We start from the raw sequence: 25264 nt of genomic DNA, 5'->3' as shown, positions 1-25264 counted from the left end.
GCGGTCGGCGCTACGGCCGTCGGACCCGGATCTGTCCGTCCGCCGCGACCGTGACGAACAGCCGGCGACGGACCTCGCGGCCGCGGACCGCGTCGCCCGCGCGGTCGCCGATCGCCCGCATCAGTTCGGGCGCTGTCTGGTTCACCTTCACGCCGGCTTCGTCGCAGGCGTCGTACACGCGCTTCGGCGCGTCGTAGAGGTCGGTCCCGGTCTCGATTTCGACGCGGACCGGGGCCGACAGCGCCTCCGCGAACGCGACCGTCTCGCGGGCGCGCTCGACGTTGTCGCGGGCGCTGGCCTCGACGCTGGAGACGTTCGCGCGCGAGGTGCCGAGCCGGTCCGCGATGTCGGACTGCCGAAGCCCGCGCTCGCGGAGCGCCAGCACCTCCGCCTGCCGGCGGGTGAGCACGCTCTCGTCGGCGTCGAACCCGGCTCGCTCCAGGATCGAGTCGGCGTCGACGTCCGCCGGGTCCGGCCGCTCGTCGTCTGCCACCATAGGCTCACCGACGGGCCGGGCGGTCAAAAAACGGCGGTTTCGCGCGGCGGGCGCGGGTGGGGGAAGCGCGGATCGGGCGGGAATCGACGGCGTCCGGACTGTCCGTGGGGCGGGGCTGCCCCGGGAGCCGTCACTTGCCCCAGAAGTTCTCGCGGCTGCCGAGCCGTTCGCGGTCCGTGCGGTCGCGGCGGCTACGCTCCTCGTCGTCCGCGTCGGCGTCGGCGTCCGCGGTCTCGTCGTCGGACTCCTCCGCGTCCGGGTCGTCGGGGAGGCGCTCGATCACGTTCTCCGCCGTCGCGTGGCTGGATTTCACCCGGTGGATCTTGACCTCGGCGCGCGCCGGGGGGAGGAGGCCGTCGACGAGGACGATGAACCCGTCGTCGGTGCGCCCGACGCCGGCGCCGCTCTCGTGGATGTCGTCGACCTCGACGACGACCACCTCGCCGGGTTGGACCGGCTGCTGTTTCAGCTCGTAGATCGGCATGTCGTAGTGGTTACACCACTCCGCGCCGCCTTTGTTGCCGTAGTGTTGGCACCCCATCCCCTCGATCCGTTCGTCGAAGCTGGGGCAGTCGTCGGCGAGTGGACAGTCCGCCATACCGTAGGGGAGACCGGCCGCCGTTGTAAACGTTTTCGACTCTCTGACCGAGATTCGTGAAAACAGGCGATTCACGCGGCCGAGCGGCGGCTGATTCGATGCGGGGATTCGCGACGCGGCGGCTCACGGGCGGGAGGACAGCGTCACAGGAACTCGCGGACCTCGGAGTACCACATGTCGTGGTGGTCGACGGCGTCGATCGCGTCCGCGATATCGACCGCGATGGCGTGCCAGCAGCGCTCGTCCGGGTCGTCGGGGTCGAGGTTGTACGTCGCGTCCGCGCAGGTACACTCGCCGTCCTCGATCACGTACTCGTCCTCGTGACCGACGACGACGGTGAAATCGCGGTACTCCTTCACCCGCCCCTCGCCGACGGCCTCGATCGCGCGCTGCCCGCGGTCGCCGTGGGCCTCGACGATGGCCGCGGCGATCGGGCCGGTCAGCTCCCCGGCCTCCGCGATCGCCGCGCGCCAGTCGTCGACCGGCTCCATGCCGATTCCTTCTCGGGCGGTCGGTTAAATCCCGTCGGTCGATCAGCGCGGCTCGGCGACGGGCGGCGACGAAATCGGCCGCCCCGGCTACTCCAAGACGATCAGCACGTCGCCCATGTCGACGCTGTCGCCCTCGTCGACGTGGACGCTCGCGACGGTGCCGCCGCGCTCGGCGACCACGTCGTTCTCCATCTTCATCGCCTCGAGCACGCAGACCACGTCGCCGGCGGCGACCTCGTCGCCCTTGGCCACGTCGACCGAGAGAATCGTTCCCTGCATCTCCGCGTCGATGGCCTCGCCGCCCTCCGCGACGTCGACGCCGCCGTCGTCGCCGTCGTCGGATTTCGCCTGCGGCGGGCGCTGCTGGCCGCCACCGCCGCCCCCGGCGTCGCCCTCCGGCACCGGGATGGCGGGCGCGCCGCGTTCCTCCAGTTCGACCTCGAAGCGCTTGCCGTTCACCTCGACAGTGAACTCGCGCTCGGTCACCGCCTCGTCGTCGCCGTCGCTCGCGGCGGCGGACTCCGTCCCCCACTTCTCCTGCGCGTCGGCGACGCGGTCGGCGTCCAGCTCCTCGTCGAGGTACTTCGTCGTGTGCGTGCCGTCGACGAAGCGCCGGTCGTCGAGCATGAGCCGGTGGAAGGGGACGATCGTGACGACGCCCTCCAGATCGTACTCCGTGAGCGCGCGCTTCGAGCGGGCGAGACACTCCTCGCGGTCGCCGGCCCACACGATCAGCTTCGCGATCATCGAGTCGTAGTCGGTGACCAGCTCGTCGCCCTGCCGGAGCGCGTCGTCGACGCGCACGCCGATCCCGCCCGGCGGGTCGTACGTCTCAAGGGACCCCTCGTTGGCGGGCTGGAAGTCGTTCGCGGCGTCCTCGGCGTTGATCCGGAACTCGATGGCGTGGCCCTCCAGCTCCACGTCGTCCTGCGAGACGGAGAGGCCCTCGCCGCTCGCGACCCGGAGCTGTTCCTTGACGATGTCGATCCCCGTCAGCTCCTCCGTGACGGTGTGTTCGACCTGGATCCGGGTGTTGACTTCGAGGAAGTAGAACGGCGTGTCGGGACCGAGCGGTTCGTCCGGGTCGCGGTCGGGGTCCTCCTCGACGAGGAACTCCACCGTCCCGGCGTTGGTGTAGTCGGCGGCGGCGACGCCGCGGCGGGCGGCCTCCCCGATCTTCTCGCGCAGCTCGTCGGAGAGGGCGGGAGAGGGACCCTCCTCGATCACCTTCTGGTGGCGGCGCTGGAGCGAGCAGTCGCGCTCGCCGAGGTGGACCACGTCGGTCTCCGTCACCGAGGCGTCAGCGTCGCCGCTCGCGTCGCCGGACCCCGCGGCCGGGTCGTCCGCGACGACCTGAACCTCAACGTGGCGGGGGGTCTGGAGGTATCGCTCGAGATAGACGGAGTCGTTCGAGAAGTACGCCTCGCCCTCGCGCTTGGCGGATTCGAGCGCCTCTGCGGCCTCGTCAGCGCTCTCGACGACCTTCATCCCGCGGCCGCCGCCGCCCCCCTCGGCCTTGATCGCGACGGGGTAGCCGTGCTCGTCGCCGAACTCCGTGACGGCCTCGACCTCGGTGACCGGCTCCGTCGTCCCGGGGACGATCGGCACGTCGGCGTCGTCCATCACGCGACGGGCGTGGGTCTTCTCGCCGAGCCGCTCCATCGCGTCGCTCGCGGGACCGACCCACGTGATCCCGGCGGCGGCCTCGACGCGCGCGGCGAAGTCGGCGTTCTCCGCGAGGAAGCCGTAGCCGGGGTGAATCGCGTCGGCGCCGGCCGACCGCGCCGCCTCGACGACGGCCTCGCCGTCGAGGTACGAGTCGGCCGCGCGGGCGGGCCCGACGTTGTACGCCTCGTCCGCGTACCGGACGTGGCCGCCGTGCTTGTCGGCGTCGCTGTAGACGGCGACGGTGTCGACGCCCAGCTCCGCACAGGCCCGCATCACCCGGACCGCGATCTCGCCGCGGTTCGCCACGAGAACCTTATCGAACATTCCTGTCGGTTCTTCCACGAACTGCTACCAAACTCTGTCGGTCCGTGCCGAGGCCGTTAAGGGGACCGCGGGCGCCACGATGAGGTATGCTCGACGCGGGAAACCCGTACGTGTTGCCGTCGGTCCTCGTCGGCGCCGCCGTCTACCTCGGACTCACGGTGGCCACCGACGCATCGCTGCCGATCCGGATCGGCGCGCTCCTCGCCTTCGTGGTCGTCGTCCCGGCCGTACTCAACCGCCTGTTCGGCGGCCGGGGCAGACCGACGAGCCTCGGCGACGAGCGAGAGTCGACCAGCGAGACCGCGGGCGACGAGAGATCTGCTAACGAGTCGTCCGGCAACGAAGGCCCCCGCTGAACGACCGCCCGCGAGACTCTTTACCACAGATATATATGTCAGTGGACGTATCTACGAACGCGCCCTGATTCAGGGCCGGGTCGACGGCGCGACGGGTTGACGCCGCGCTGTCGGGGGAATGCGCGCGGCCGGACGTCTCTGCGTCCGGCAGTTCCGTTCGACGTGTCAGGAAATGTATTATTGTCGGGTCGCTCGATCGGGTCCGCAGACGTAGTGTGGCCGACCGCTCAGAACCGGTCGCTCCGACGGGCCGCCGTCCACGGATCCGTCGGCGCGTCGGCGGGAACGCGCACTCGGCGGCGGTGGAGCCGATCGATCCGGGCGGCGAGTCCCCACCGGTCCTCGTCGCGGCCGTCGTCCGCGTCGGCCGCGGCGGCCGCGGCAGCGAGTTCGCCGTCTCTGAGGTGCGCGGCGACCGCCGCGGCGATGGCGGCCGTCTCGTCGTCGCCGGCGTCGTCGGGGATCGACAGGCCGGCGAGCGCGGCCGTTTCCGGAGCCGTCCGTTCGCCGACGGCCGCCTCGCCGTCGGCCGCCTCGTCGTCGGCCGCCATCAGATCGGGATGTTGCCGTGTTTCTTCGCGGGCTGATCCGAGCTCTTCCCCTTCAGCATCTTCAGGTCCTGAACGAGGCGGGCGCGCGTCTCGGTCGGCTCGATCACGTCGTCGACGAAGCCGCGGTCGGCGGCGGTGTAGGGGTTCGCGAACTCCTCGCGGTACTCGTCGATGAGCTCCTGTCTGCGCGCGTCGGGGTCGTCCGCCTCGGCCAGCTCCTCGCGGTAGAGGACGTTGACGGCGCCCTTCGGTCCCATCACCGCGATCTCCGCGGTGGGCCACGCGTAGTTGACGTCGCCGCCGATGTGTTTCGACGACATCACGCAGTAGGCGCCGCCGTACGCCTTCCGGGTGATGACGGTGAGGAGCGGGACGGTCGCCTCCGAGAAGGCGTACAGCAGCTTCGCGCCGTGGCGGATGATCCCGTTGTGCTCCTGATCGGTTCCGGGCATGAACCCGGGCACGTCCTCGAAGGTGACGATGGGGATGTTGAACGCGTCACAGAACCGGACGAACCGCGCGCCCTTCTGGCTCGCCTCGATGTCCAGCGTGCCGGCGTTCACGCGGGGGTTGTTCGCGACGACGCCGACGGAGTGGCCGTCGAGGCGGGCGAAGCCGACGACGACGTTCTTCGCGAAGTTCTCGTGGACCTCGAAGAACGAACCCTCGTCAGTGACGCTGCCGATCACGTCCTTCATGTCGTACGGTTTCCGGGGCGCGTCGGGGACGATTTCCGCGAGCTCGTCGTCCGCGCGCTCGGGGTCGTCCCACGGCTCGACGCGCGGCGGGTCCGCCACGTTGTTCGCGGGAAGGTACGACAGCAGGCGTGCGATGTCGTCGAGCGCCTCCTCCTCGCTCTACTCGGCGAAGTGCGCGACGCCGGAGGTCGACGAGTGGGTCACCGCGCCGCCCAGCTCCTCGAAGCTCACCTCCTCGCCGGTGACCGTCTCGATGACGTCCGGCCCGGTGATGAACATGTGGGAGGTGTCTTTCACCATGAACGTGAAGTCCGTGATGGCGGGCGAGTACACCGCGCCGCCCGCGCACGGCCCCATGATCGCCGATATCTGCGGGATCACGCCCGAGGCCTCCGTGTTGCGCCGGAATATCTCCGCGAAGCCGCCGAGGGAGGCGACCCCCTCCTGGATCCGGGCGCCTGCGGAGTCGTTGAGACCGACGACGGGCGCGCCCACGTCCATCGCCTTGTCCATCACCTTGCACACCTTCTCGGCGAACACCTCGCCGAGCGACCCGCCGAAGACGGTGAAGTCGTGCGCGAACACGAACGTCTTCCGGCCGTTCACCTCGCCGTAGCCGGTCACCACGCCGTCGCCCGGGATCTGCTTTTCCTCCATCCCGAACGTGTGGTTGCGGTGGGTGCGGAACCGGTCGAACTCGTGGAAGGTGCCGTCGTCGAGGAAGTAGTCGATCCGCTCGCGGGCGGTCATCTTCCCCTTGTCGTGTTGGGACTGGATCCGGTCTTCGCCCCCGCCCTTCGCCGCCCGCTCGCGGCGCTCGCGGAGGTCCTCGATACGGTCGTCCATCGTCACGGCGGACCACCCTGCGTCATTACCTCGTGGGTCGGCGAGCGCCGTCAAAAGGGTTCCCCTATCCGACGTTTTCGGCTTCGACGAGCGTCGAACCCGATCCGCGACGGCGACGGCGGCGGGCGGGACGCCGAGGCGGCGGCCGCGAACGATGGCACCGGGGTCGACCGCGCGACCGCCGCGGAGCGGCCCTGTCGCCGGTTCACACGGAGACAGGCAGTTCGACGCTTTTAACCCTCCGATGAACCATTCTCCGTTGAGACAGGCTTCGCCTGTTTCACTGACCCGTAGGAGCGACCTGCGTACTACGGAGGTGAAAATGGCAGACACAATACAAGAGGCCGTAACCCTCGCACTCGACGATGCGCCCGAGCGGAACTTCCGCGAGACCGTGGACATCGCGATCAACCTGCGAGACCTCGACCTCAACGATCCGTCGAACCGTATCGACGAGTCCGTCGTGCTGCCGGCTGGAACGGGGCAGGAGACACAGATCGTCGTCTTCGCGGAGGGCGAAACCGCCGTCCGCGCAGAGGAGGTCGCTGACGAAGTGCTCGACAGCGACGACCTCGAAGACCTCGGAGACGACGACGACCGCGCAAAGGATCTGGCCGACGATACCGACTTCTTCGTCGCGGAAGCCAGCCTGATGCAGGACATCGGTCGGTACCTCGGTACCGTCCTCGGTCCGCGCGGGAAGATGCCTACCCCACTGCAGCCGGACGACGACGTCGTCGACACAGTCAACCGGATGAAGAACACGGTGCAGCTCCGGTCGCGCGACCGGCGCACGTTCCACACCCGCGTCGGCGCCGAGGACATGGGCGCCGACGCGATCTCGGACAACATCGACGTTATCATCCGGCGACTCGAAGCAGACCTCGAGAAGGGACCGCTCAACATCGACGGGATCTACGTGAAGACCACGATGGGTCCCGCGAAGGAGGTGCCCGTATGAGCTCGGTCCGCAAGACCGAGACGATCCCCGAGTGGAAACGCGAGGAGGTCGGCGAACTCGTCGAGTTCATCGACTCCTACCAGTCCATCGGGATCGTCGGCGTGGCCGGCATTCCGAGCCGGCAGCTCCAGGCCATGCGCCGGGAGCTTCACGGCTCGGCGGCCGTCCGCATGAGCCGCAACACGCTCACGAACCGAGCGCTCGAGGAGGTCGACGACGGGGTCGAGGCGCTGACGGAGTACGTCAGCGGTCAGGTGGCGCTCGTCGGCACCAACGACAACCCGTTCGGTCTCTTCAAGCAGCTCGAAGCCTCGAAGACCCCCGCCCCGATCAACGCGGGCGAGGTGGCCCCCAACGACATCGTGATCCCCGAGGGCGACACCGGCGTCGACCCGGGACCGTTCGTCGGCGAGCTTCAGACCGTGGGCGCGGCCGCCCGCATCCAGGACGGCTCGATCAAGGTGACCGAGGACTCGACCGTGCTGGAGGAGGGCGAGGTCGTCGACGACGACCTCGCGAACGTCCTCGTCGAGCTCGGCATCGAGCCGAAGGAGGTCGGTCTCGACCTGCGCGCCGTCTACTCCGAGGGCGTCTTATTCGAGCCGGACGAGCTCGAACTCGACGTCGACGAGTACCGCGCGGACATCCAGTCCGCCGCGGCCGCCGCGCGCAACCTCTCGGTCAACGCCGCGTACCCGACGGCCGCCACCGCCGGCATCCTTCTCGCGAAGGCGTCCGGCGAGGCGAAGTCCGTCGGCCTGTTCGCGGAGATCGAGAGCCCGGACGTCGTGCCCGACCTGATCGGGAAGGCCGACGCCCAGCTGCGCGCGCTCGCGACGCAGATCGACGACGAGGAGGCGCTCCCCGAGGAGCTTCAGGGCGTCGAGACCGCGCCGGCGACGGAGCCGGCCGACGACGACGCCGACGAGGAGGAGGAACAGGCGGACGAAGCAACGGAAGACGCCGAGGAGACCGACGACGACGCCGACGACGACGGCGGCGACGGCGGCGACGGACTCGGCGCGATGTTCGGATAACACGAGGTACACACAAATGGAATACGTTTACGCTGCGCTCATCCTGAACGAGACTGGCGAAGAGATCAACGAAGACAACGTCACCGGCGTGCTCGAAGCCGCCGGCGTCGACGTCGAGGAGTCCCGCGTCAAGGCGCTCGTCGCCGCGCTGGAGGACGTCGACATCGAGGACGCCATCGAGACGGCCGCCGCGGCCCCCGCCGCCGCCGGCGCCGCTTCGGGCGGCTCCGCCGACGGCGACGCGTCCGCCGACGAGGCCGACGACGACGACGAGGCCGACGAGGCCGACGCCGCCGAGGAAGCGGCCGACGACGACGAGGAAGACGGCGACGGCGGCGAGGGTCTCGGCGAGCTCTTCGGCTAACGCCGGAGGACCGCCGACCCCCGACGCGTCGACCGACTCCCGACCACCCGATTTTTATCGGACTCGATATCCGGAGTGATAACGCCGTCCGCGAGTTTATATACCGATCTCGGAAACGGAGAGCTGATGAAGATCGTCGACGGCGACAAGGCGGAGTGCGATCGGTGCGAGTCGGTGTTCCCGCTCGCGGACGTCTCCCTGTTGGAGAAGGAGACCAACCGCGACTACGAGCGGGTGTTGTGCGGCGACTGTCTCAAAATCGTCGGCGTGCCGCGCGGGTACAGCCTGCGGCGGGACATCACTCACCTGGCGAACTGAACGGGACGGGCGGAGCGCCCATCGAAGTCCTTTTTTAGCGGCGACGGGAAGCCGCAGCCATGGAAATCGACGCGGAGCTCCGTCGGCAGATCACCGTTTCGCTGGCGGCGGCCGCGGTGTTCATCGCCGGGCTGGTCGGTATCGGGGTTACCTTCGGCGGATCGAGCGCTCTCCCGGAGGCGGGAGCGCTCGCGCTCGTCGCGCTTCTGGCCGGGTTCGTCCTGCTGATGGCCGGCGTCGGAACGTACCTGATGCGCACGGGCGACGAGTCGTAGGGACGCCGGGCCGTCGTCCGCTCCTTCTCCGCCCTCCTCGGGCGGCGTATCGGATTTACGCCTCGCTCGGTTCGTCCGTCTCGCGACCGGCCCGCCAGTCGGTCACCTCGTCGGTCGCGCCCACCCGTTTCTCGTAGTACGAGAGGGGATCGGCCGCGACCTGCATGTGGTCGTCCTCGTTGTGACAGATGCCGTAGTTCGCGAGCGTCTCGCAGGTCGGCGGCGGGTACTGGGTCCCCCGCTCGTCGGTCAGGTACTCGGTCTGGTAGCGGATCCCCTCCGCGTCGAGGCTCGTGTCCGCGCAGAAGGCGACGACTTCGTCGGGCGTCATCCCGATGCCGACGAGGAACGCCATCAGCGCGAACGACTCGGCCGAAGAGAGGGCGGCGTCGCGCTCCGCCTTCTCGATCAGGTTCGTCATACACGGCGGGAACAGCGCGGGCGCGACGACGTCCGGCGGCTCCGCGTACGTCCGCTCGGAGAGCAGCCGGCGGAGGTCGGCGACGCGCGACTCCAGCGCCGCGGCGATCCCCTCGTCGGCCGCCAGCTCGAAGGGCAGCCCATCGGCGACGCGGTCTTCCACGGCGGCCTCCAGCGCCGCGAGCAGCTCGTCGCGAGAGACGCGCACTGTCCCGTCTGCGAGCGCGCGGTTGACGAGCCGCCACGAGTCGCCCCACTCGGGCGAGGTGAGCCGGAGGTACGGACCGACGGCGATCCGGTAGTGGTCCGAGTCGCGGCCGGCGCCGCTCCCGACCGTCGCCGCGCCGCTGCCGGCCCCCGAACCTCCGCCGACCGCGCCGCCGCGGACCCCGGCCGGGGAGCCCGGGTCGGGACGCACGGCGCCCGCGAGGTCGAACTCGGCGAGCAGGTCGTCGAGCGCGACCGTCGCGGACGACACCGACCGCAGCTCGTCGTCGGTGTCGAGGTCGCGGCGGATCCGCTCCATCGCGGTCGCCGCCTCCGCGGCGGCGTACTTCTCGATGGCGGGGGCGGAGTCGAGCAGGGAGACGAGGATCCGCGCGATGGGGTACGAGAGCAGCTCCGCCTGCGTGTCGTACGCCGACTCGCCCGGAAACGCGCCGCTCTCGGAGGCGACCGTCCCTTCGAGGAGGGCGCGCTCGACGCGCTCGCGGGCGCGTTCGACGGCCGGCGCGTCGGCCGCGACGAGCTCCGGCAGCGACACCGCGGCCTCCGCGACCGCCTCGCGGGCGCTCGCGAAGAACGGGTACTTGGCGTCGAGCGCGTCCATGTCGGCCCGAGATAGTGAGGGCCGGCGAATAAGCGGTGCGGTCCGCGGTCGTGGAGACCGCCGCGAGCGGGAGTGCGGCCGCCGACGGCTACTCGTCGGTCTCCTCGACGGCCGCGCCGGGCGCGTTCGACTTGACGCTTCGAAGCCCCTGTTTCGCCTTCTGCTTCGAGGCGTACCCCTGTCCGCCGTCGGCGATGACGTTGCCGTTGTCGTGGACGAGCCGCCAACGGTACTCGTCGGCGCTGTCGCGGAACAGCTCGAAGGTGGCGTCGCTGCCGCCCTCGTCGGGCGCCTCCTCGTCGCGGGACACGTCGATCACGTGCGCGCCCGGCGCGTTCCGCTGGACGCTCTCGATCCCCGACCCCGCGTCGCGCTTGTCGGCGTACCCCTCGCCGCCGTCCGCGATGATGTTCCCGTTGTCGTGGCGGAGCCGCCAGCGGTACTCGTCGGCGCTGTCGGCGTACAGCTCGAACGTCGCCTTGCTCGCGGCCGCGTCCTCGTCGACGGCCGCCGCCTCGTCGGGCCACTCCATCTCGACCTCGAAGTGAACCGTTCCCTCCTGACGTTCGAGTTCGACCTCGACGTCGCCGGTCGCGGCCGCGTCGACCGTCACCGTGCCGGCCTCGTCGACCGGCACCGGATCGCCCCGGCCCAGCGCCCGGGCGATCCGCCGGAGGTACGTGGCCAGCCCCTGTCGCGTCCGCGACCGCCTCGACTCGTGGATGGTCTCGTCTGACATACGCGGGAAACGTCACCGCCGCGAAACAAAAGCGTATGCCCGAACCGGGGCGTCGCTCGCGCGCGATCCGTTATCCGAGATCCGACGCCGCGCCCGGCCGCTCCGCGATGATCGTCTCGCCCGCGCGGACGCTGTCGCCCTCGGTGACGAGCAGATCCTCGCGGGTCACGTCCGCCGGCAACACCACGTCCGCGCGCGAGCCGAACGAGACGTGACCGACGCGGTCGCCGCGCTCGACGCGGTCGCCCGGCTCCACCGACGGGTGGATCCGGCGGGCGAACCAGCCCGCGATGACGAGCAGTTCGTACTCCCCGAAATCGACCGCGACCTGCTCGTTGCGGTCCGACTCCTTGTCGAACGCCGGGCGGTTCGCGCCGGGGCGGTGGCGGACCTCGCGGACCTCGCCCGCGAGCGGCGCGCGGTTGACGTGGACGTCGGTGACGTTCATGAACACGCCGACGCGGAGCCGCGACCCCTCCTCGCGCACCACCGAGACGGTGCCGTCGGCCGGGGAGAGTACCGTTTCCTCGCCCGTCGGCGGGTCGCGCTCCGGGTCGCGGTGGAACCAGAGGACGCCGAGCGCGAGCGCGACGAGCGCGACCCCGACCGGCGGGAGGACGGGCAGCGCGACGGCGCCCGCGAGCGCCGGGACGAGCGCCAGGTCCCACGCGGCGTCGACCACCGGAAACGGGAGGAACCGGGCGAGCGGCGGCGTTCGGGTCACGGACCGACCTCCGCGTCCCGCAGCGCGGGCGAGAGCTCGGTCCGCCCCGCGGCCCACGCCGCGAGCAGGTGGACGAGGTGGGTCGTGTCGTCCAGCCCATCGGACATGTCGAGGTCGGCCTCGCCCGCGAGCGCGTGGAGCCGGGCGAGGTCGTCGCCGCCGTACTCGGAGCCGGCGCGGGCGACCCGGAGGGTCTCGCGGAGCAGCTCCCCCCCGTCGTACCCCTCGTCGAGGAGGTCGTCGAGCGTCGAGCGCGCGTCCTTCAGCTCGCCGGCGCGGGCGTCGGCGAGCGCCTCGCGGAGCGCGTCGTCGTCGCCGACCTCGCCCAGCGTCTCGTAGGCGGTCGACATGGTGATCTCGTCGCCCTCGACCGCGGTCGCCTGCGCCGAGAGGATCGCCTCCCGGAGGTCGCCGCCGGCCGCGCTGGCGACGAACTCCAGTCCGTCGCCGTCGTAGTCGACATCCTCGCGGTCGCAGATCGTTTCGAGGACGTCGATCGTCTCGTCGGTCGTCGGGGAGCGCACGCGGACCGGGAAACAGCGCGACCGGATCGGCGCGATGAGCTTCGAGGGCTGGCGGGTGGCGATCACGAACTGGGTGGTCCGGTGGTGCTTCTCCATCACGCGGCGCAGCGCCTGCTGGAAGTCCTCGCGGATCGCCTCCGCGTTGTCCAGCAGGACCGTCTTGTACTCGCCGGACATCGGCGCGTACGACGCCGACTCCTTCAGCACGCGGTTTATCATGTCGCGTTTCGCCATACCGCTCCGCCCTTCGAGGAACCCCTCGAACCGCGGGTCCGTCCGGATCTCCTTTTTCGTCCGGCCGAAGAAGTCGGCGACGTTGATCTCGATCAGGTCGGCGTCCGGGTCGGCGTGGGAGGCGTCGGCGAGCGCCCGCGCCGCCGCCGTCTTCCCGACCCCCGGCGGTCCCTGGACGACGAGGTTCATCGGCTCGTCGACGGCCCGGCGCAGGCGGTCGCGGGCCTCGTCCTGCCGGATCTCGTCGAGGGCGGGCGCGTGCGTGTCTATCCACAGCGGTCCCTGCATTACCGTCGAGTGGGGGCCGCGCGGTCAAGAATCGGTCGGTCGGCGCGCCGAGACGGGGCGCGCTCTCGACGGCAGCGCCGAGAGCGCGCCCCGAACCGGAGTCGGCCGTCAATTCGTTACGATCGCCCCCATGCGAATCGTTTAAAATTAGGGTGTCGGTGACGGTCCGACAGTCGTTTTCACCGCCGCAAACGGACTTATAGGACTCTTTCGGCGCTTTGAATTGGCCTGTGTTTTTTAATAGTACACCGAGTAAATGAACATCAATCGTTAAGTATGGTCCATCCGAACGAGTGGGTACATGTCACGTGACAACAGCGCAGATTCGGAGAACGGACTCACCCGTCGCCACTACGTAGCTGGCGCGGGAAGCCTCGCAACCGTGGGGATCGCCGGCTGTTCCGGCGGCGACGGGGGGGACGGCAGCGGTGACCCGGTCGAGGTGCTTCACGGGTGGACCGGCGGCGACGGGGCCGCGGCGGCCGAGGCGCTCGAGGAGGCGTTCAACGAGGCGCACCCCGACACCGGTCTCGATATGAACCCCATCGGGGGCGGCGGTAACCAGAACCTCGACGCCGTGGTCGCGAACCGGCTCCAGAGCGACGACCCGCCGGGAGCGTTCGCCGGCTGGCCCGGCCCGAACCTGCTCCGTTACCAGGGCGTCCTCGGCAGCGTCGACGACGTCTGGGAGGAGAACGACTTCGAGGACGTGATGGTCGAGGAGGCCACGGAACTCCACCAGCAGGACGGCAGCTACCGCGCCGTGCCGCTCGGTTCGCACCGGCTGAACTGCCTCTTCTACAACGTCTCCGTCGTCGAGGACGCGGGGGTCGACGTCGGCTCGCTCGACAGCCCCTCGGCGCTCATCGACGCGTTGGAGACGGTCTCGAACGAGACCGACGCGATCCCGATGACCCACGCGATGGCGGGCACCTGGACGACCACCCAGCTGTGGGGCGCCGTGTTGCTCGGCGAGAGCGGCTACCAGCCGTACATGGACTTCCTCGAGGGCAACGGCGACGAGGAGGCCGTCCGGTCGGCGTTCGAGACGACGGCGGAGATCCTGGAGAACTACATCAGCGACGACGCGTCCTCGATCGCGTTGACCGAGTCGAACCAGAACATCATCAACGGCGACGCCGCCTTCATCCACCAGGGTAACTGGGCGGCGGGCGCGTTCCGGAACGCCGAGGACTTCGACTACGAGGACGACTGGGGCTTCAAGACGTTCCCCGGCACGGAGGGGATGTACACGCTCCACTTCGACTCGTTCATCTACCCGGCGAACAACCCGACGCCCGAGGCCTCGAAGACCTGGGCGGCGTTCGCCGGCAGTCCGGAGGCCCAGATCGCGTTCAACCAGTACAAGGGTTCGATCCCGACCCGGACCGACGTGAGCATGGACGAGTTCGGTCCGTACCTCCAGGAGACGGCCGAGGACTTCGCGAACGCGGAGTACCGGCCGCCGAACCTCCAGCACGGACTCGGCGTTCCCTCCGAGACGATGACGGCGCTCAACGACGTCATCTCCTCGGAGTTCACCGGCCCGTACAACGTCGACGCGGCGACGACCGGCTTCCTGGACGCGGTGTCGAACTGAGCACGACCAGATGCTCGATTTTTACCGTCGACTGTACCGGACGATCAGGCCCTCCTTGGGGGACGACGAGGATGCGGTCCGCACGGACGGCGGCGTCGTGAACGACGGCGCCGCCGGGTCCGCGCCCGAACCGGACCGGGACTTCCGGACTCGTGTCGAAGCGGCGCTGGACCGGCACTTCGGGAGCGACTTCATCGAGTCGTCTATCTTCTGGCTGCCGCCGTTCCTGCTGATGGGACTGTTCGTCTACGGTGCGGTCATCTGGAACCTGCTGATCTCGCTGACCGACTACCAGCGCTTCGAGAACGCGCCGGACTACTCGAATCTCGACCTCGAGATGTACACCCGGGCGCTCGCGGACTCCGGGTTCGTCGACGCCGCGATCAACACGCTCATTCTGCTCGTCGCGTTCACCGCGGGGACGCTCGTGGTCGGTCTCCTGTTGGCGATCCTGATAGACAGGGGGATCCGGTTCGAGAACACGTTCCGGACGATCTACCTCCTGCCGATGAGCCTCTCGTTCGTGGTGACGGCGCAGTTCTGGCTGTGGATCTACAACTACAACAACGGGATCGCCAACAGCGTCATCGGCACCGTCGGACTCGGCCCGGTGAGTTGGCTCGGCAACCAGAACATCGTCCTCTACGCGGTCATCTTCGCGTTGATGTGGCAGTTCTCGGGGTACGCGATGGTCGTGTACCTCGCCGGGCTTCGAGCCATTCCGAGCGAACACTACGAGGCCGCCAAGGTCGACGGCGCGTCGACCCTGAAGATGTACTGGCGCGTGATCATTCCCCAGCTGAAGGGCGCGACCATCAGCGCCGCCGTGGTGCTGATGGTGTTCGGCATGAAGGCCTTCGACTTCCTCTACTCGCTGTCGGGGGGGTACCGGCCACCGAACGGCGCCGACATCCTCGCGACGAAGATGGTGCGTGAGGCGTACGCGAACCTCAACTGGGCGTACGGGTCGGCGATCGCCATCGTCCTGTTCGCGATGGCGCTCGGCGTCATCGGCCCCTACCTCGTGTACGAGTACCGGAGGGACAACCTATGAGTGACGGAGAACTTCGAACTGACGGCGGTGCGACGACAGATGTCCGCTGGAATCTCGAGGGAGTGACGATCGAGGACGCCGCGCTGTACATCGTGTTGCTGCTGGCGGCGGCCTTCTACCTCGTCCCCATCGAGTCCGGGCTGGTGACCTCGTTCAAGACCGGCACGGCGATCGTCGAGACGGCGCCGTTCGCTCCGCCGGGAGCGTCGGGACTCACCTTCGAGAAGTGGGGGTCGGCGATCGACGCCCTGCTTCGCGGAATGGGGAACAGCCTGCTGTACGCCGTGCCCGCGACGGTTATCTCGGCGTTCGTCGGGAGCATCACCGCGTACGGACTGACGATCCCGACGTGGAAGAAGTCGTACAAGGCGGTGGTGCTGATGTTGATCATCGCCGGGATATTCATCCCGTACCAGGCCGTGCTGGTCCCGCTGACCCAGTTCTGGTCGCAGTGGGTCCAGCTCGGCGAGGCGCTCTCGTTCGTCTGGGCGCTCGGCATTCCGAACGATTACGCCGGCATCATCGAACTGGTGATCACCCACGTCGCCTACGGGATCCCGATCTGTACGCTCCTGTTCCGGACGTACTACAAGACGATGAGCGAGGAGATGATCGAGTCGGCCCGCCTCGACGGGGCGACGCTCCGCCGGGTGTACCGGCGGATCGTCCTCCCGCTGTCGGGACCGATGTTCGCGGTCGTCCTCATCTATCAGTTCACCCAGATCTGGAACGACCTCCTCTTCACGCTGGTGATCGTCTCGACGGAATCGAGCCCCGCGGCGCCCGTCGTGTTGATCCTGGCGGGTCTCGGGACCTCGCTGGAGGGGCAGGACTTCGCGCTCCGGATGGCCGGGGCGTTCTTCGCGGCGCTGCCGACGCTTGCGGTGTACATCCTGTTCGGCGAGGAGTTCGCCGAGGGGGTGGCGGCGTGACCCGCACGCCAAACTCGTCCGGCGACGGGCATCGCCCGAGACGGGGGCGTGCGGACTGCGGCGCGGCGCGGCGCGAAAACGACTACACGACACCGACCACAACTCAAAGATATGGCAACGCTTGAACTCGACTCGATAACGAAGACGTTCCAGGACGGAGACGAGGAGATCGTCGCGGTCGACGACGTCTCGATGTCGATCGACGACGGCGAGTTCCTCGTCGTCGTCGGTCCGTCCGGCTGCGGGAAGTCCACGACGCTCCGGATGATCGCCGGCTTGGAGACGATCACCGCCGGCACGCTCAGCATCGACGACCGCGTCGTCAACGACGTGAAATCACAGAACCGGAACATCGCGATGGTGTTCCAGTCGTACGCGCTCTACCCGCACATGAGCGTCCGGCAGAACATGTCGTTCGGTCTCGAGGAGTCGACCGACCTCCCGGACGACGAGATCAACCAGATGGTGTCCGAGACGGGCGAGATGCTCGGCATCTCGGAGCTGCTCGACCGAAAGCCGACCGACCTCTCCGGCGGCCAGCAGCAGCGCGTCGCGCTCGGTCGCGCCATCGTCCGCGATCCCGAGGTCTTCCTGATGGACGAGCCGCTCAGCAACCTCGACGCGAAGCTCCGCGCGGAGATGCGGACCGAGCTTCAGCGGCTCCAGAACAACCTCGGCGTGACCACGGTGTACGTCACCCACGACCAGACGGAGGCGATGACGATGGGCGATCGGATCGCCATCCTCGACGCGGGCGAGCTCCAGCAGGTCGCGACGCCGCTGGAGTGTTACCACGAGCCGGCCAACCAGTTCGTCGCGAGCTTCCTCGGCGAGCCGTCGATGAACTTCTTCGACGTGACGCTGGAGGGCGACCGGCTGGTGGCCGACGTTTTCGAGTACCCGATCGACGAGGACGTCCGGTCGGATCTCGGTGACGTGACCGACCTCGTCTTGGGGATCCGCCCCGAGGCCGTCGAGCTCGTCGACGAGGCGGGCGACCATGAGTTCGAGACCACCGTCGACGTCGTCGAACCGATGGGCGACGAGAACACGGTGTACCTCCACTTCGACCCCGACGCCGACCCCGAGCACGCGGAGGCGCTCGTCGCGACGATAGACGGGTTCAACCGTGTCAGCGAGGGGAACACGGTGACCGCGCGGATCCCGGAGGACGCGGTCCACCTCTTCGACCGCGCCACGGGCGAGGCGCTCCACAACCGGTCGATGGAGGACGCGGCCGAGCAGATCGATCTCTGACCGGCGTCACGCGTCGACGCGGTTTTTTTCGAACGGTTCGCTCGTCCCGGTCACCAGTACTTGGTCCGGCCGACCCCCTCGGTGAGCAGCGCCGCGGCGGCGACGTGGGCGTACGCGCTCCACGCGAGCGCGACGAGCGCGGCGACGCTCCGCGTGGCCGTCGTCGCGAGCGCGGTCCACGCGACGACCACGAGGACCGTCGCGCCGACCCACGCGAGGAAGTACGAACTGGAGGCGGTCCCGCGGAGAGCGTCCCGTCGGAGGCCGGCGCGGAGTCCCTCGCGAACGCTCACGGCCGCCGCCGACGGGAAGAGGTACGCGCAGACGACCGTGACGAGGAGCGCGACGGTCGCGAGCGTCGCGAGTCCCACGCCGCTCAGCGCGCTCGGGATCGTCCCGGTCGCGACGACGTAGCCGACGCCGACGACGGTGACGACCGCGGGGGTGAGATAGACGGCGGCGACGCCGAAGAGCCGTCCGGCGAGTCGCGCCGTGGTCCCCGTCGCGACCGACGGGAACCCGTCCCCCGCGAGCACGCCCCCGACGAGACCGAGGAACGCGGCGAGCGGGCCGACGGCCAGCAGCAGCGGCGCCAGCAGCGCCCAGTCCGGCCAGAGGCTCGCCGCGATCCGGAGCAGCGCCCCGCCGAGGAGCAGCGCCGCGAGGCACTTCGCGGTGCCGTCCAGCCGCGCTCGGTCGGCGACCGGGTAGCGGAGGGCTTCGGGGAACATCTCACGCACCTCTCGGCCGCGCTGCGGCGCCGCGTGTCGGCCAACCGTCGGTCGGTTCGAACACGTTCGACCGGGTCGCAGTCGGTCCGCAAAACGGTGTCGGTCGCACCCGCGGCGGGGAACGTCGATCGGTCACTCCCGGATCCGCTCCATCTCCCGGCGGATGCCGCCTCGGACACGGTCGGCGACGTCGCCGTCGGCCGAATCGTCGACCGTCTCGGCGTCCTCGGTCTCCAGCAGGCGGTCGAGTTTGCGCTCGAACTCCCGCTCGTCGATTTCGCCGTTGGCGTACCGCTCGCGGAGCGCGTCGAGCGCGGGGTCGCCGGTCGCGTCCTCGCGGTCGTCGGGGTCGGCGTCCGGGACCGGCTTCGTCAGAGTGTGGAGGACGGGGAGGGCGATGCCGAGACCGAAGAACCACACGATCGGGAGGGTCCACCAGAGGTTGGTGAGGAGAGGAGCGGCGACACCGACGCCGACGACGCAGAGCGCGAAGATCCGCCGCCAGCGGTGGCGGAGGTTCCATGCGGCCCGGCGGGCGAGTCCGGTCATACTCGCAGCGACGCCTGCGAGGCTGAAAGCGGTTTCGTCGGTGGACCGCCCCGGCCGAGCGGCGGCCTCACGACCGGTCGATCACCAGTCGGTCGCCCCGGTCGACCCCGTGACGGTCGCTCCACCCGCGCGGCACTTCGAGGACGTATCGCCCGGTCCCCTCGTAGCGGGTGAGCGGCCGCGACTCCGGCGCCGCCTCGTGGATCGTCGTGACGGTCCCGTTCGCGTCGGCGAAGACGATGTCGAGCGCGAACACCATGTCGCGCATCACGTAGGCGCGCTCCGCGGAGTCGGCGTGGACGAACAACATCCCCTCGCGCTCGCCGAGTTCCTCGGTCGCGGAGAGCCCGACGTACCGCTTCACGAAGCCGTCCGCGACCCGGGCGTCGACGGTCGCGAGCGACTCGCCGGTGTCGCCGTCGACGGCCTCGACCGTGGCGGTGTCGTAGCCGGTGATCAGGAGGGCCGGGGTCGTCGCGGCGACGGCGGCTCCGGCGAGGGCGATCAGCGCGAGGGCGGCCGGGACCCCGATAAGGCGGCGGTTCACGGTCGAGGTTCGCGTCGCGGAAGGAAATCGTTTTCCGCTCTCGGAGGGTTGTTTCGGTGAGGGCTCGTGGTCTAGCTGGTTATGACGCGGCCTTTACAAGGCTGAGATCGGCGGTTCGAACCCGCCCGAGCCCACTATTGCTGTCGCGAGCAACTCCGCGAGCGACAGCAACGTGCGTGTTCGAGGGCGGGTTCGAAGCAGGGAGCGGGAGGTGAGCGAGCGGCGAAGCCGCGAGCAGCGAGCGAACGGGAGCGACCGAGGTTCGAACCCGCCCGAGCCCACTTCCTGCGGCGAGCAACTCGCGAGCCGCAGGTGTGGAGGGGCGCGGTTCGAACTCTTTGGGGGAAACTACTGGAACTGACTTCCGAGGGTTGCCTGTCCCTGATCTCCCGATCCTGAGGCGATTGACTCGGATTCGTTGTACGGTGTGTGCGTTACGGTGTATCCGTCCGCCGTCTGCTCGACGTCGTCGATCGTGTAGAGTTGGAGCAGCTTCTCTTGTTTCGTCGTGACCGGGAAGTCGTAGTTTTCGGCGTCGTATTTGAACTCCTTGCCGTCTTCCAAGCGTTGCTCGACGAACTCCTCGTGGTCTCGAATTCGTTTCGACACCGTGGCGTGAGCGAGCTCCGCAACCTCGGAAACAGCGGCGTCGAAGACCTCCGTGAACTCTTCTCGGAGTTCGTAGCCGACGGAGTTCCGGCCGGCGATCATCGCCGCCAGAGAGGTCGTTCCGGTTCCCCAGAACGGGTCGAGAACGGTGTCACCGTAGACGCTGTACATGTTGATGAGCCGATACGGGATTTCCAACGGGTACGCGGCCGAACGGTCCCTGAGTTCGGTATCGGCGTCCGCTAGCTCCTGAGACGTTCCGCGAACGTCTTCCCAGACGTCTGAGAACCACTCGTTACGCTCTTCCCAGAAGTACGCCGACTCGTATCGGACGTCGTTCCCGGACGGGAACTCTCGGCTCTGTTTCCCATTCCGGAAGACGAGCAGGTACTCGTGTTCGAGCGTCGCGTACGCGTTCGGCGGCATCATCCCCGATCCCATGAACTTCGCCGCCGAGTTGGCGGGTTTTCGCCAGAGGATGTCCGGGAGGGGTTCGAACCCCATGTCGTCGAAGTACTCGGTGATACGCGCGTGGTTCTGGTAGACTCTGAAACTGTCGTCCACCTTCCGAGTCGCGTCTCCGATATTAATACACGCAATGCCGCCGTCAACGAGGACCCGTTCGACTTCGTCCCACGTCTTGGCGAGTTCCTCGTGCATCAGGTCGAAGGCCCGCCGACCGTCACCGTCGTCGAGAGACGTTTCGATGTCTGCGTTCAGCGAGAAGAAGAGGTCGTCCCACATCTCGATCATCGGGTACGGCGGAGAAGTCACGACGAGTTCGACACCGTCGTCCTCTATCTCTGACAGCGAGTGCGAGTTCCCGATGAAAATATCGTGGGCAGTTTCCATGCGTACAAGCTACTCATGCGGGTGTTTGTAGTTATTGGTGGAGTTCGGGATCAGTCATCCTCGTCTCCGCTTTCGCTGTACATCTCCTCGCTTAATTCGGACGCGTTGACCGTCATCGCTTTGTTCGATTTGTTCTCGTCATAGGTGACGATCGGGACATCGATTCCCTCCTGAAGGTCGTCCGGGTATGTGACTGGTTTAATTTGAACAGGCTGGTCACCGATGTAGCCGTCAATACCTTTGCTTTCGTCCTCAGCGGTCGCACGAGTCACATCTTCATCGTACATCTCGCCCAGTTTCCTCAGTACCGTTTCCTGAACGTCGAAGCCCTCGTAGGTTTTGAACAGGACCAGATCACGAAGAAAGTCATGTGTCATATCCTCGTTAATCTGCTCGAACGCAGCTCGCATTTTTTCAACCATCGGGTACGCGATCTCGGTGGCTTCCGCAAGTCGATCGTCTCCGTCGTACTCCTCTTTGTAGTAGTTCACCCAGTCTTCAAACGTCCCATCAGGGTGTTTCTGCCGGAACTCCTCGATAATATCACTCATTTGTCCGACTACCTTCGGACGGTTAGACTGTGAGAGGTTGACCGCGGGTCTCAACAGGTACGTCGTGTATTTCGGATTGTCGACCGGGAACCCCTCAACCTCCTCTGCAACTAATCGGTCACGCTCATCCTCAGATATCCTGAACTCGTCTTCTCCGGACATAATTCTCCATACATATTAAGATGTGAAAAATATCTAGGCTACGAACTCAGAAAATAAAAACGGGTGTCGGCCGTGCTCGCGTATTTCGACAGATCCTTCCGAACTGTCGCGATCCGAGAAGGGTGGATCGCTTACAGATCGTCCGCGTCGAACTTCAGGAGTCCCGCGAGCGGCGGCGCGAGCGTCCAGAAAACGAGCATCGCGGCCGCCGAGAGCTGCTGGTTCGCGGTCTCGCCGCTGAACAGCTGTTGGCCGAGGAAGGCGTTCGATAACGCCTCCACCGCGGTCGTGGGATTCGACACCTGAAGGAACACCCGGAGCTGCGTCGCCGACACCGGGAGCGCGTCGACGAGGGGGCTGGCGGCCCCGACCAGCCGGCCGGTGAGCGTGCTCCACAGGATGACGAAGAGGACGTAGATCGCGACGCCGCCGATGAGCGTCCGGCGCTGGGTCGACGACGCCGCCGAACAGCCGACGGAGATGGCGACGAACACGACGCCGAGCGCGGCCGCGAACACGGTGTATCCGAGGAACGCGCCGGCGTTGAACACGACGGGAGCGACCATCAACACCAGCGCGGGGAGCAGGAAGCCGGCGAACACCGCGAGGGCGAGCGCCGCGCCGCGGCCGACGACCTTGCCGAAGACGACGTCGGCCCGCGAGTGCGGCAGCGACAGGAGGAGCTTCAGCGAGCCGGACTCGCGCTCGCCGCTGACCGCGTTGTAGCCGACGACGACGCCGACGAGCGGCACGAGCGTCGTCACGAGAACGGGACCGATGAAGACGCTCAACAGCACCTCGGTGGCGAACTGCTCGTTCCCGCCCGTCGGCCGCACGGCGTACGCGAACGCCGCGACGAGCAGCGAGAACAGCGCCACGAGAGCGATCATGCCGCGCGACCGGACCGTCTCCTGGAAGTCCTTCCGGGCGATCGCGGCGAGGCTCATCGGTCCACCTCCTCGGTCACCGGATCGTCGTCCGCCGCGTCAGGTGCGGAATCGGGGACGCCGCCGTCGCGCTCCGCCGCGTCGCCTTCCGTGTACGCCAAGAAGAGGTCCTCCAGCGACGCCTCGCGGGTGTGGAAGTCGTCGACCGCGACGCCGGCGTCCTCCAGGGCGGCGATCACGTCGGTCTTCGCGTCGCTGGCGCAGTTCACCACCAGATCGTCGCCATCGCGGGTGACGCCGGAGACGCCGGCGAGCGCGCGGACCGCCGCGACCGCGTCGTCGTCGGCGCCCGCGGCCGCGACCTCCAGCGTCTCCTCGCCGCCGACCGCCTCGCGGAGGCCCTCGACGGAGTCCTCGGCGACCAGCTCGCCGTCGCGGAGGATGCCGACGCGGTCGCAGACGGCGTCGACCTGCCCGAGGAGGTGCGACGAGAAGAAGACGGTGGCGCCGCGGTCGGCCTCCGTCCGGACGATTTCGCGCATCTCCTTCGCCCCGGCGGGGTCGAGACCGGAGGAGGGCTCGTCGAGGATCAGCAGGTCGGGGTCGCCGACGAGCGCCATCGCGAGGGCGAGCCGCTGGCGCATCCCCTTCGAGTACTCGCCGGCGGAGCGGTCGCCGTCGCCGTCGAGACCGACGCGGTCGAGCAGCGCGTCCGGGTCGTCGTCCGCGTCCTTCGACTCGACGGCGAACTCGACGTGTTTTCGCCCGGAAAGCCGGTTGTACACCGAGAAGCCGTCCGGGAGCACACCGGTCCGCCGGCGGATCTCGACCCCGTCGGCCGCGACGTCGGCCCCGAGGACGCGGACCGTCCCCGTAGTGGGGCGGACGAGGTCGAGGAGCATGTCGATCGTCGTGGACTTGCCGGCGCCGTTCGGCCCGAGGAACCCGTACACCTCGCCGTCTTCGACGGTGAGGTCGAGGTCATGAACGGCCGTGACGTCGGCGAACGCCTTCGTCACACTCCGCAGTTCGATCGCGGTCATGCCTTCCGGTTCCGGCGTGAGTTGATAAAGGGTTGCGGGTCGAGACGCGCAACGCCCGTTCACTCGAGAACTATGTCGGAGAACACACCAGTCTGCCGCCGTCGGAAGTGTTTGCTCAAAAGTAATAAAGATCAATTCGTAGTTCTCTGACTGCTTTTCGCCAAGCGAGACGAACCGGTAGGCGGGAGAAAGAGAACAGATTTTGGGCGTTTTAACGCTTATGAACGGAGATCTGTCCTCGTGGAAAAATTTAAATGATAATATCATACATACCTCATCGGTATGGTTCCGATACCACTTCAGGCAGCTGTCGAGTTTGCGCACAGTCCGCTACTAACGTTCATAATTGGCCTGATAATTGTGGTGGCCCTACTGGTGTGGCTGGACCTCCCGGCGTTCATCGGGCTGATCATCTCGGCGTTCCTGGTCGGCGTAGTGAACACGATCTTCGTCGCCGACTTCACAGCCGCCGACGCCGGCAGCCAAGTCGCGACGGCGTTCGGCAACGGTATGGCGGGGATCGGGATACCGATCCTGATGGCCGCGATAATCGGGAAAGGGATGTTAGAGAGCGGCGCGGCACAGCGGATCGTCCGCGGGTTCCAAGGCGTACTCGGCGAGAGCAACTCGGACATCGCGCTGCTCGGGAGCAGTTCGGTGCTCGCGATTCCGGTGTTCTTCGACAGCGTGTTCTACCTCATGGCACCGCTCGCCCGGTCGATGCGCGCCCGCGTCGGTCGGGACTACACGCTGTTCATCGTCGTCGTCGGCGCGGGGGCCGCGACGACGCACGTGTTCGTCCCGCCCACGCCCGGCCCGCTCGCGGTCGCCGATCAGGTCGGGAGCAACCTGTTCACGACCATCGTCGTCGGACTGGTGGTCGCCATCCCGGCAGCGATCGTCTCCGGACTCGTCTACGGACGCTGGATCAACAACCGGCTCGACATTCCGCTGCGAGACACGATGTCGACCTCGACGGACGAGCTACAGGAGGTCGCGGACCGGCCGACCAGCGAGCTTCCGGGAGTGATCGAGTCGCTGGCGCCGATCCTGCTTGCGGTCCTGCTGATCGCGTCCTCGACGTTCGTCAACACGTTCCAAGACCTGTTTCCGGTCCTGACCTCGGTACAACCGGTCACGGACTTCATCGGGAACAAGAACGTCGCGCTGACGATCGCCGCGCTCGCGGCCGCGTACACGTTCTACCGCTTCGAAGACATGAGTCAGAGCGAGTGGAGCGACGAACTCACCGAAGCGCTCCAGAGCGGCGGGAACATCGCCGCGATCACGGCGGCCGGCGGGGCGTTCGGCGCGCTGCTCGCCGCCTCCGGGATCGGTGACTACCTGGCCAACGCGCTCCAGGAAGTGGGTATCGGCCTGCTGATCACGGCCTGGCTCATCGCCGCGATCGTGCGCGTCGCACAGGGGTCGGCCACGGCCGCGATGCTGACCGCCGCGGGGATCATGGCGCCGCTCACCGGCCAGCTGACCGTCCACCCGGCCTACCTCGTGATGGTCATCGGCGCCGGCGGGAACATCTTCTCGTGGTTCAACGACTCCGGCTTCTGGCTCGTCAGCGAGATCGGAGGACTCACCAAGCGGGAGACGCTCCAGACGTGGACCGCCCTCACGACGATCATCTCGGTGACCGGGCTCGTGACCGTGCTGATCGTCTCCAGGATCGTTCCGCTCGTCTGACTCCGGTCGGGTCGTTTCACCGACTCGTCCGGACAGTTTTTCTCGAACGGC

27 protein-coding genes, 1 tRNA gene and 1 pseudogene are annotated in these 25264 nt (G+C 67.9%); 12 read left to right on the top strand and 17 right to left on the bottom strand.

What is annotated here, in order from left to right; all coding sequences use genetic code 11:
* Positions 1–10 precede the first annotated feature (10 nt).
* From J2744_RS05135 to J2744_RS05120, 4 genes are all read right to left on the bottom strand, one after another.
* Positions 11–496, bottom strand: coding sequence for a Tfx family DNA-binding protein (locus J2744_RS05135; RefSeq protein WP_209545380.1), 486 nt, complete (start codon positions 494–496; stop codon positions 11–13).
* A gap of 130 nt (positions 497–626) precedes the next feature.
* Positions 627–1094, bottom strand: a complete 468-nt coding sequence (locus tag J2744_RS05130) for a TRAM domain-containing protein (RefSeq protein ID WP_209545378.1) — start codon at positions 1092–1094, stop codon at positions 627–629.
* A 143-nt stretch (positions 1095–1237) separates the two neighbouring features.
* Complete coding sequence (locus J2744_RS05125) at positions 1238–1585, bottom strand: hypothetical protein (RefSeq protein ID WP_209545376.1); 348 nt, start codon at positions 1583–1585, stop codon at positions 1238–1240.
* Between the two features lie 87 nt (positions 1586–1672).
* Positions 1673–3577: an ATP-binding protein gene (locus J2744_RS05120; protein ID WP_209545374.1), complete on the bottom strand. Its 1905-nt coding sequence runs from the start codon at positions 3575–3577 to the stop codon at positions 1673–1675.
* 86 nt (positions 3578–3663) lie between these two features.
* On the opposite strand from J2744_RS05120, the gene J2744_RS05115 reads away from it, so the two are divergent.
* Positions 3664–3933, top strand: a complete 270-nt coding sequence (locus J2744_RS05115) for a hypothetical protein (protein ID WP_209545372.1) — start codon at positions 3664–3666, stop codon at positions 3931–3933.
* Positions 3934–4160: 227 nt separating this feature from the next.
* On the opposite strand, the gene J2744_RS05110 is transcribed toward J2744_RS05115, so the two are convergent.
* Together J2744_RS05110 and J2744_RS05105 are read right to left on the bottom strand one after the other, a co-directional pair.
* Positions 4161–4484, bottom strand: a complete 324-nt coding sequence (locus tag J2744_RS05110; RefSeq protein WP_245203200.1) for a hypothetical protein — start codon at positions 4482–4484, stop codon at positions 4161–4163.
* A pseudogene (locus J2744_RS05105) lies at positions 4484–6028 on the bottom strand (acyl-CoA carboxylase subunit beta). Before J2744_RS05105 ends, J2744_RS05110 begins: the two are co-directional and overlap by 1 nt.
* A 322-nt stretch (positions 6029–6350) precedes the next feature.
* On the opposite strand from J2744_RS05105, the gene J2744_RS05100 reads away from it, so the two are divergent.
* The 5 genes from J2744_RS05100 to J2744_RS05080 all read left to right on the top strand — a co-directional run bounded on the left by J2744_RS05100 (position 6351) and on the right by J2744_RS05080 (position 8983).
* The gene (locus tag J2744_RS05100) at positions 6351–6989 is read left to right on the top strand and encodes a 50S ribosomal protein L1 (RefSeq protein WP_209545370.1); all 639 of its coding nucleotides are present in this window, start codon (positions 6351–6353) and stop codon (positions 6987–6989) included.
* Positions 6986–8026, top strand: coding sequence for a 50S ribosomal protein L10 (locus J2744_RS05095; RefSeq protein WP_209545368.1), 1041 nt, complete (start codon positions 6986–6988; stop codon positions 8024–8026). The genes J2744_RS05100 and J2744_RS05095 overlap by 4 nt, the downstream gene beginning before the upstream one ends.
* A gap of 16 nt (positions 8027–8042) precedes the next feature.
* Positions 8043–8390, top strand: coding sequence for a 50S ribosomal protein P1 (gene rpl12p, locus J2744_RS05090; RefSeq protein WP_209545366.1), 348 nt, complete (start codon positions 8043–8045; stop codon positions 8388–8390).
* 126 nt (positions 8391–8516) lie between these two features.
* Positions 8517–8708 carry a hypothetical protein gene (locus tag J2744_RS05085; protein ID WP_209545364.1) on the top strand — a complete coding sequence of 64 codons (192 nt, stop codon included), beginning with the start codon at positions 8517–8519 and terminating at the stop codon, positions 8706–8708.
* A gap of 59 nt (positions 8709–8767) precedes the next feature.
* Positions 8768–8983, top strand: coding sequence for a DUF7472 family protein (locus tag J2744_RS05080; protein WP_209545362.1), 216 nt, complete (start codon positions 8768–8770; stop codon positions 8981–8983).
* A 55-nt stretch (positions 8984–9038) separates the two neighbouring features.
* Here the strand turns inward: J2744_RS05080 and J2744_RS05075 are convergent, their stop codons facing one another.
* From J2744_RS05075 to J2744_RS05060, 4 genes are all read right to left on the bottom strand, one after another.
* Complete coding sequence (locus J2744_RS05075; protein ID WP_209545360.1) at positions 9039–10232, bottom strand: DNA primase; 1194 nt, start codon at positions 10230–10232, stop codon at positions 9039–9041.
* An 88-nt stretch (positions 10233–10320) separates the two neighbouring features.
* Positions 10321–10971 carry an HVO_2922 family protein gene (locus J2744_RS05070; protein ID WP_209545351.1) on the bottom strand — a complete coding sequence of 217 codons (651 nt, stop codon included), beginning with the start codon at positions 10969–10971 and terminating at the stop codon, positions 10321–10323.
* 70 nt (positions 10972–11041) lie between these two features.
* Positions 11042–11695 (bottom strand): protein sorting system archaetidylserine decarboxylase, encoded by a 654-nt coding sequence (locus tag J2744_RS05065; protein ID WP_209545349.1) that lies wholly within the window; start codon positions 11693–11695, stop codon positions 11042–11044.
* On the bottom strand, positions 11692–12741 hold the full coding sequence (locus J2744_RS05060; RefSeq protein WP_209545348.1) for an AAA family ATPase: 1050 nt from the start codon (positions 12739–12741) through the stop codon (positions 11692–11694). Before J2744_RS05060 ends, J2744_RS05065 begins: the two co-directional genes overlap by 4 nt.
* A 442-nt stretch (positions 12742–13183) precedes the next feature.
* Between J2744_RS05060 and J2744_RS05055 the strand changes: the two genes are divergently transcribed.
* The 4 genes from J2744_RS05055 to J2744_RS05040 all read left to right on the top strand — a co-directional run bounded on the left by J2744_RS05055 (position 13184) and on the right by J2744_RS05040 (position 17584).
* Positions 13184–14341, top strand: coding sequence for an ABC transporter substrate-binding protein (locus J2744_RS05055; RefSeq protein WP_209545709.1), 1158 nt, complete (start codon positions 13184–13186; stop codon positions 14339–14341).
* 10 nt (positions 14342–14351) lie between these two features.
* Entirely contained in the window at positions 14352–15395 is a 1044-nt protein-coding gene (locus J2744_RS05050) for a carbohydrate ABC transporter permease (RefSeq protein ID WP_245203198.1), read from the top strand.
* Positions 15392–16327, top strand: coding sequence for a carbohydrate ABC transporter permease (locus tag J2744_RS05045; protein ID WP_209545346.1), 936 nt, complete (start codon positions 15392–15394; stop codon positions 16325–16327). Before J2744_RS05050 ends, J2744_RS05045 begins: the two co-directional genes overlap by 4 nt.
* Positions 16328–16438: 111 nt before the next feature.
* Positions 16439–17584: an ABC transporter ATP-binding protein gene (locus tag J2744_RS05040; RefSeq protein ID WP_209545344.1), complete on the top strand. Its 1146-nt coding sequence runs from the start codon at positions 16439–16441 to the stop codon at positions 17582–17584.
* 50 nt (positions 17585–17634) lie between these two features.
* On the opposite strand, the gene J2744_RS05035 is transcribed toward J2744_RS05040, so the two are convergent.
* From J2744_RS05035 to J2744_RS05025, 3 genes are all read right to left on the bottom strand, one after another.
* Positions 17635–18315, bottom strand: a complete 681-nt coding sequence (locus J2744_RS05035) for a hypothetical protein (RefSeq protein WP_209545335.1) — start codon at positions 18313–18315, stop codon at positions 17635–17637.
* A gap of 132 nt (positions 18316–18447) precedes the next feature.
* Positions 18448–18864: an SHOCT domain-containing protein gene (locus J2744_RS05030; RefSeq protein ID WP_209545333.1), complete on the bottom strand. Its 417-nt coding sequence runs from the start codon at positions 18862–18864 to the stop codon at positions 18448–18450.
* 67 nt (positions 18865–18931) lie between these two features.
* Positions 18932–19411, bottom strand: a complete 480-nt coding sequence (locus tag J2744_RS05025) for a DUF192 domain-containing protein (RefSeq protein ID WP_209545331.1) — start codon at positions 19409–19411, stop codon at positions 18932–18934.
* 60 nt (positions 19412–19471) lie between these two features.
* Here J2744_RS05025 and J2744_RS05020 point away from each other — a divergent pair.
* Positions 19472–19545, top strand: a tRNA-Val gene (locus J2744_RS05020).
* A gap of 214 nt (positions 19546–19759) precedes the next feature.
* On the opposite strand, the gene J2744_RS05015 is transcribed toward J2744_RS05020, so the two are convergent.
* The 4 genes from J2744_RS05015 to J2744_RS05000 form a co-directional block, all read right to left on the bottom strand.
* Positions 19760–20872, bottom strand: coding sequence for a DNA-methyltransferase (locus J2744_RS05015; RefSeq protein WP_209545330.1), 1113 nt, complete (start codon positions 20870–20872; stop codon positions 19760–19762).
* A 50-nt stretch (positions 20873–20922) separates the two neighbouring features.
* Positions 20923–21585, bottom strand: a complete 663-nt coding sequence (locus J2744_RS05010; protein ID WP_209545328.1) for an MjaI family restriction endonuclease — start codon at positions 21583–21585, stop codon at positions 20923–20925.
* Positions 21586–21716: 131 nt separating this feature from the next.
* Entirely contained in the window at positions 21717–22532 is an 816-nt protein-coding gene (locus tag J2744_RS05005) for an ABC transporter permease (protein ID WP_209545325.1), read from the bottom strand.
* A complete protein-coding gene (locus J2744_RS05000; protein ID WP_209545323.1) occupies positions 22529–23515 on the bottom strand; it encodes an ABC transporter ATP-binding protein in 987 nt (328 codons plus the stop codon). The genes J2744_RS05005 and J2744_RS05000 overlap by 4 nt, the downstream gene beginning before the upstream one ends.
* Before the next feature lie 282 nt (positions 23516–23797).
* Between J2744_RS05000 and J2744_RS04995 the strand changes: the two genes are divergently transcribed.
* Positions 23798–25213, top strand: a complete 1416-nt coding sequence (locus tag J2744_RS04995; protein WP_209545321.1) for a GntP family permease — start codon at positions 23798–23800, stop codon at positions 25211–25213.
* Positions 25214–25264: the final 51 nt, after the last annotated feature.

It is taken from the genome of Halorubrum trapanicum (assembly GCF_017873555.1).
GTDB lineage: Archaea > Halobacteriota > Halobacteria > Halobacteriales > Haloferacaceae > Halorubrum > Halorubrum trapanicum.
The sequence above is the reverse complement of the archived record's forward strand: the minus strand, read 5'-3'. Positions and strand labels throughout refer to the sequence as shown.